This is a genomic window from Micromonospora polyrhachis (genome assembly GCF_014203835.1).
Lineage (GTDB): Bacteria > Actinomycetota > Actinomycetes > Mycobacteriales > Micromonosporaceae > Micromonospora_H > Micromonospora_H polyrhachis.
In genome coordinates this window covers 800,480-806,638 of record NZ_JACHJW010000001.1, presented here as the reverse complement: position 1 = coordinate 806,638, position 6,159 = coordinate 800,480, and the positions used below count along the sequence as shown (strand labels likewise).

General features: G+C 70.1%; 5 protein-coding genes. 3 read left to right on the top strand and 2 right to left on the bottom strand.

Annotated features, from left to right (window positions below; genetic code table 11):
• The first annotated feature begins 130 nt into the window (after nucleotides 1-130).
• Together FHR38_RS03280 and FHR38_RS03275 are read left to right on the top strand one after the other, a co-directional pair.
• Nucleotides 131-1,204, top strand: a complete 1,074-nt coding sequence (locus tag FHR38_RS03280) for a hypothetical protein (protein WP_184532641.1) — start codon at nucleotides 131-133, stop codon at nucleotides 1,202-1,204.
• 108 nt (nucleotides 1,205-1,312) lie between these two features.
• Nucleotides 1,313-1,912 (top strand): sigma-70 family RNA polymerase sigma factor, encoded by a 600-nt coding sequence (locus FHR38_RS03275; protein WP_184532639.1) that lies wholly within the window; start codon nucleotides 1,313-1,315, stop codon nucleotides 1,910-1,912.
• On the opposite strand, the gene FHR38_RS33075 is transcribed toward FHR38_RS03275, so the two are convergent.
• Nucleotides 1,822-2,754 carry an L-type lectin family protein gene (locus FHR38_RS33075; RefSeq protein WP_184532637.1) on the bottom strand — a complete coding sequence of 311 codons (933 nt, stop codon included), beginning with the start codon at nucleotides 2,752-2,754 and terminating at the stop codon, nucleotides 1,822-1,824. The two genes, FHR38_RS03275 and FHR38_RS33075, sit on opposite strands and share 91 nt — an antisense overlap.
• 579 nt (nucleotides 2,755-3,333) lie before the next feature.
• Here FHR38_RS33075 and FHR38_RS03265 point away from each other — a divergent pair.
• On the top strand, nucleotides 3,334-4,293 hold the full coding sequence (locus tag FHR38_RS03265) for a hypothetical protein (RefSeq protein WP_184532635.1): 960 nt from the start codon (nucleotides 3,334-3,336) through the stop codon (nucleotides 4,291-4,293).
• 45 nt (nucleotides 4,294-4,338) lie between these two features.
• Here FHR38_RS03265 and FHR38_RS03260 read toward each other — a convergent pair whose 3' ends face one another.
• The gene (locus tag FHR38_RS03260; RefSeq protein WP_376771460.1) at nucleotides 4,339-6,105 is read right to left on the bottom strand and encodes a glycoside hydrolase family 15 protein; all 1,767 of its coding nucleotides are present in this window, start codon (nucleotides 6,103-6,105) and stop codon (nucleotides 4,339-4,341) included.
• Between the last annotated feature and the right edge of the window lie 54 nt (nucleotides 6,106-6,159).

Genomic DNA, 6,159 nt, shown 5'->3' with positions numbered 1-6,159 from the left:
GTGCGATGGGGCCTGCGTGGTTCCGCACGGTGTCGTCGAGCACGAAGCCGATGGGTTTCGGAGGATGGGAGTGGTAGTGGGCGGTCCGGAAAGCACCACGAAGCCAGATCGGCTGATCGGATGTCACACCATGTTGTTGCGGCTCGCCGGGCGGGTGCCGGACGAACTGCTCACGCAGGCGCGGCACTGGTTGGCCGAGGGCGCCCTCGCCGAACTGGCCCGGGCGGTCACGTTCGCCGTCACGAAGCAGCACCTCGACCTGCACGTCGATGACTTCGTCCTGCTCGGGGAGCTACTGACCGATGCGGGCGTGGGTACCGCCCAGTTGGCCGGGATCACCCAGGTCGACCACGATGGCCTGACACCGTACGTGTTCCAGGCGGTCTCTCCCGAGGTGGCTGCGAAGATCCACCAGCGGGGCGGCACGGTGCCGACGTCGCTCGACCTGACAGTCGACCCGGCGGAGCCGATCGACCCGCTTGACCAGGCGGCTGTCTCGGTCGTCGGCGACCACCCCGGGGTGCGCGGCCTGTGGCGGGCCTGGCGACTGCCGGTGGACGGCTCGCCGTGGCCGCCGCCCCGGCGGGTCTACGTCGCCGAGGTGACCGACCCGGCCGACTGTTCCGCGCTGGCGGTGAGGCTGCAGCACGCGCTCGCGGCGGATGGCGAGTCGGCACCTCAGGTGGAGACCTATCCAACGGGGGAGGTGCCGCCGTTCTACCAGCGGTCGGCGTGCGGGTCTGGTGCGCTGCTGTGGTCGTACGAGCCGGCTCCGGCGATCGAGCACGCCTCCGCCTTCGACGTGGTGGACCCGGAGGTGGGGGCCACCTTCGCACCGGACCATGCCCGGGTCACCGATCCGGTGGCGCGGGAAGCGATGCTGCGCTATCTCGACGCGGGCACGGTCCTGATGTTCACTACCGCACTGCTCGACGATGTGGTGGACCGGTCTCGGGGAATGGTCGTGCCGCTCAACTTCCGTACCGACGGCAGGTGGATCTGGAACGACGCGATCACCTACTACCTGCGGGAGCACCAGTTGCAGCCGGACCCCCGGCTGGTCGAGTACGCCGAGAGCATCGGCTACCGGATGCCCACACTGGATGGTGTCGCCGTCTTCCGGACGCTGGCCAAGCTGCAGGAACCGGAGGAGAGCGAGCCGGTCTGGCGCTACCACGGTGATGAGGCCGAGTCGGACGACTGATCTTCAGCGGGCGAAACCGGTAACGATCCGAACAGTAAGCAAGGGTTTTCCAGGGTTCACATCATCTCCTCCGCCCCTAGCTTTTCGGGGCGGAGGAGGTGGCTTGCCATGGTGGGCAACAGTCCTGACGAAGAGCGGGAGCAGGAGCTGGAGCGGCTCTACCGGAGCAACTTCGCGCCACTGTTCGCGTACGTCGTGAAGCTGACCCTCGGGGACGCGGCGAAGGCGGAGGACATCGTTCAGGACACGATGCTGCGCGCCTGGCAGCACATGGACGAACTCGGGCTGACACACGAGACGGCCCGGCCATGGTTGTTCACGGTTGCCCGGCGCATAGTGATCGACCAACTGCGGGCCCGGGCGGCCCGCCCGACCGAGGTCCACTCCGACGTGCTGGAGTTCTGGCCGGTCGCCGACGACGCGATCGAACGGACGCTGGACGCGATCGAGGTGTACTCCGCGTTGGCGAGCCTGCCGGTCCACCATCGTGACGTGCTGGTCTACCTCTACCTGCGGGAACGGACGACCGAGGAGACGGCGGCCCTGATGGGCATCCCGAAGGGAACCGTCAAGTCGCGGGCGCATCACGCGTTGCGTACCGTACGGCGCACGATGACCTACGACCGTGCGGCCGGTGGGGACAGGTGCCAGGCGAGCATCTCGTGTGCGCCGGCAGCGTCGGCGGTGGAGGCGATGAACCCCGCATAGGCTGGGCCCTTGCCGAGGGTCGTCCCCAGCTTCACCGTGGCCGTGAGCACCGGTGCGGTCGGTTTGCCGGTACCGGTCGACGCGTAGACCCGGAGGCTCTGTCGCTCGGCCAGGTAGTCGATCCAGACGGTCACCGGACCACCGTCCAGGTCGACGCCGGGATTCGCGGAGCCCAGCATGGTTGGCCGACTGTTGCGTGCCGAGATGACGGTGACCGCGTCGGCCGATCCGGTCGGTCCGTCGACCATGAAGTCGACGCTCATCCGGGGGACCAGTTGATCGAGTGGCTCTGCGCTGGCGACCTCCTGGGTTCGTAGCACGAATGAGAGGGTCCCGGATCGGCCGGTGCTGGTGAACCGGAAGGCTGTGCTGAACGACCGGGCCGGGTTCAGCGTCATCGCCGACCACATGGCGCCATGTTGTCCCGATCCCTCGGCGAGCCGGACGGCGGCACCGGCATGGGCAGCGCCGCCGGTGAAGGTGAGGCCGGTCGGGTTGGTGAAGCTGCGGTAGTCGATTCGCTGGATGTCCTGCGGGGCGTCGGAGGCGTCCGGGCCGGCGGGCGGCGTCGGCTCGGCGCTCTGGGTGATCGACGGCAGTGCCTGTGGCTCTGGTTCCAGCCAGCCGGGCAACTTGACCACGATGACCCAACCGGCGACCGCCGTCACGGCCACCATCGCGATCGACGGCAGCCACGCGGTCCACCGTGGAGCGGGCGGCCCGGAGACGCGGCGGACGTCGGAGCGGACGGCCGGTTCTCCGGTACGTTGGCGCGGTTCGGGCTTTGCCACCGGATCAACGGCCGGGGAGGTCGGCTCGGCCGCCGTTTCCTCTTTGGCCACGGGTGCCGGTGTCGGGGTCACCGCAGGCGCCGCTGACGGCGGTTTCGTCGCTGCAGTCGGTGCCGGGGTTGGTGTCACTGCCGTCATGGCCGCCGGTGGAGGCGCGATCGGAGGCGCGATCGGAGGCGCGGCTGGAGGCGCGATCGGAGGCGCGACTGGAGGCACGATCGGAGACGTCGGCTCGGACGGTACGTCGGCGACCACGGATCTTGTGGTGGCCGGCTCGGGCACCTCGGGGACGCGAGGAGTCAGCGGCAGCCGGACCGTGTCATGGCCGGCTTTGGTCGGGTCCTTCGGCGGGTCGTCACCGACGTCCGGTTCACGGGGCGCACGCAGCCAGACGGCGCGTACCGGATAGAGACCTTCACCCGTGGAGCGGCGCGAAGAATCGTCAGGCTTCGCCACGTCGGCCATCGCCCCTTTGTCTGTCTCACCGGATTCCGTCGCCGCCCGCCGGCGACGGCGTTCCCGGCCACTACGGACCAACCGGGAAACCGGTTCACCATTCCACAGAGATTGGATGAACCCGTTGGTACGCCGCCGCGTAGTGAGCCGGGAGACAGCGGAGGAAGGCATCGCATGAGTGACATCGAGCGAGGGTCGGACAAGCAGGATGCCGACCTGGACGAGTTCGCTGAGGACTGGGCCGAGCCCGACGAGCCGCAAAGCAGGTGGAGCCGGCTGAAGCGTGCCGGGCTGCGTCGTCCCGCCACGCCGCTGCTTGCCGCGGTCTGCGTCGGTGTCCTGGTGGTGCTGATCGGGGTCGTCGTCGGCACCCAGACCCGGGACGACACCGGGTCACCGTCGAATGCCGCCGGGGCCGACCCGACCGTCGAACCGCCCCCCATCGACTTCGTCCCGGTCGGTGAGGAAGGCGAGGTCACCCCGACCCCGTCCGCGTCCACCAGCCCCACCGGATCGCCGAGCGCAGGTACGTCCGCGTCGCCGACCGCATCCTCGCCCCCGCCCAGCGGCAGCCCCACCCGTACCCCGCAGCAGACTCCCGGCTCGACCGCACCGAAGGTGACCTTCGCCGCGGTGGGGGGTTACAACTGCACACACACCTCGACCCGCGGGTTCCGCATCATCGGGCGGTACAGCGAGGACAAGCAGGGTTGGGTCCGGGTCGGTAGCGGTGCCTGGACCGCTGACGGTTGCGACGGCAGCTTCGACACGATGCCGATGTCGGGCTCCAAGACCAAGGACGACAGCTCCTTCTACGCCGAGTGGTGGTTCGCTGTCGGGACGGGCACCCGGTCGTGCGCCGTGTCGACGTACGTGCCGACCACCACCGTGCATCGTCACGTGGCCGGAAAGCCCGCCACCTACCAGGTGCGCGATACCGAGGGTGGTGCGGTTCGGGCGACGTTCACGGTCGACCAACGGGTGAACCGGGGCCGTTGGGTTTCCGCCGGCACGTATGCCGTCAGCGGTGGACGGATCGTCATCCGGGGGGTCAACCGGGGCGAGGACTGGAACGACGACGGCCGGACCTACGAGCATGTCGCGGTCGCCCAGTTGCGGGTGACCTGCCAGTGACCGCTGGGTAGGGTGGGTTCAGCCCCGGGCCAGCGCGAGGACGAGTCAGTGGTCCGGGCCGTGCAGGGTTGCCGCTGTCTCCAGCAGTGCGGCGTGCACGAACGCCTGTGGCAGGTTGCCGCGTAGCTGCCGCTGTAGTACGTCGTACTCCTCGGTGTAGAGGCTCGGCGGACCACACGCCGCCCGGTTGCGTTCGAACCAGCGATGGGCGTCGGTCTCGTCGCCGGCCTGATGGGCCGCCAGGGACGCGATGAAACCGCACAGCAGGAACGCCCCCTCCGCGTCGCCGAGGGGGCGTTCGTCCGGGCGGAACCGGTACAGGTAGCCGTCGTCGGTGAGTTCCGCCAGCACCGCGCGGCGGGTCGCCCGGCTCCGAGGGTCGTCGGGCGGTAGCGCGCCGCGGACGGTGGGCAGCAGCAACGCGGCGTCCACCCGGGGATCGCTGTAGCTACGCTGCCATCGACCGGAAGGGTGTACGCCGGACCGGCCGACCTCGGCCAGGATCGCATCGGCGAGACCTGCCCAGCGGGCCGCCTGCCGGGCCGGAGCGGCGGCGGCTGCGGCGCGCAGTCCGGCGACGCAGGTGAGTTTCGAATGGGTCCACTGCTGGGCGGCCAGCTCCCAGATCCCGGCATCCGGCTCCCGCCAGCGCTGCTCGACGGCGGCCACGGCGACCTCGACGGCGTGCCACGCCGCCACGTCCAGCCGTTGTCGTTGATGGGCTGCGGCCAACAACAGCAGGCTCTCCCCGAAGATGTCGAGCTGGAACTGCCTTCCCACCCAGTTGCCGACCCGCACCTCGGCACCGGGGTAGCCGACCAGGTGGGGCAGGGCCGACTGGTCGGGAACCGGACCGCCGCTGGCGGTGTAGGCCGGGGCCATGGTCGGCCCGTCGGCGAGCAGTCGGGCGTGGACGAAGTTCACGGCGGCGTCGAGCAGGTCGTCCGCGCCGGCGGCGGCAGCGGCGAGGCCGGCGTAACACTGGTCGCGGATCCAGGCGTAGCGGTAGTCGTAGTTGCGGCCGGCCCGGGCACGTTCGGGTAACGAGGTGGTGGCGGCAGCGACCATGCCGCCTCCGGAGCGGGTCAGGCCACACAGCACGGCGTGGGCGAACTCGGCGTCGCGTCGACCGACGTATCCGGTCAGCGGCAGGTTGCGGGCCCGCCAGGCGTTCTCCGTGCTGCGCCAGATGGTGTTCGGATCGGGTACCGGTTCCTCGATCGGATCGACCGATATCTCCAGCACCAGATCGTGTCGCTGCCCGGCGGGCACCGTCAGCAACCCGGTCAGGGCACCGTCCGGCTCGGGAGCAAGGCCCGCGCCGCTGGAGATGCGCAGGTACAGGTTCCCGCTGCGGGCCAGCCAGGCGTCGTCGTTGCGGCGCAGGTCGCGTACGCCCGCGTGGCCGAAGTCGGCGGCTGCCGCGAGCCGTACGGCCAGTTCGGCGTCACCGGTCAGGGCGTGGATGCGACGCAGTAGGACCAACCGGCGTTCCTGGCCCGGGTAGGCCAGGGCCTCCCGTGATTCGACGATGCCGTCGGTGGTCACCCAGCGACTGGTCCAGATCAGGGTGCCGGGCTGGTAGTAGCCGCCCCAGACCGCTCGGGCGGTCGGCGTGACGGTGTACTGGCCCCTGGCCCCGAGGAGACCACCGAAGACCGTGGGACTCTCCCAGACCGGTGCGCAGAGCCAGTCGATGGTTCCGGCCGGGTTGACCAGTGCTCCCCGGTAGCCGTCGGCCAGCAGCGCGTATTCCCGGAGCACGTGCGGTGCCGGGGGACGGGGCACGCAGCCGTTCCCGCCGGTGGAGATCGGCCTCCGGTCACCGATCGGGTGGTGATCTCCGGAAGCCACCGCGTCAGCCCT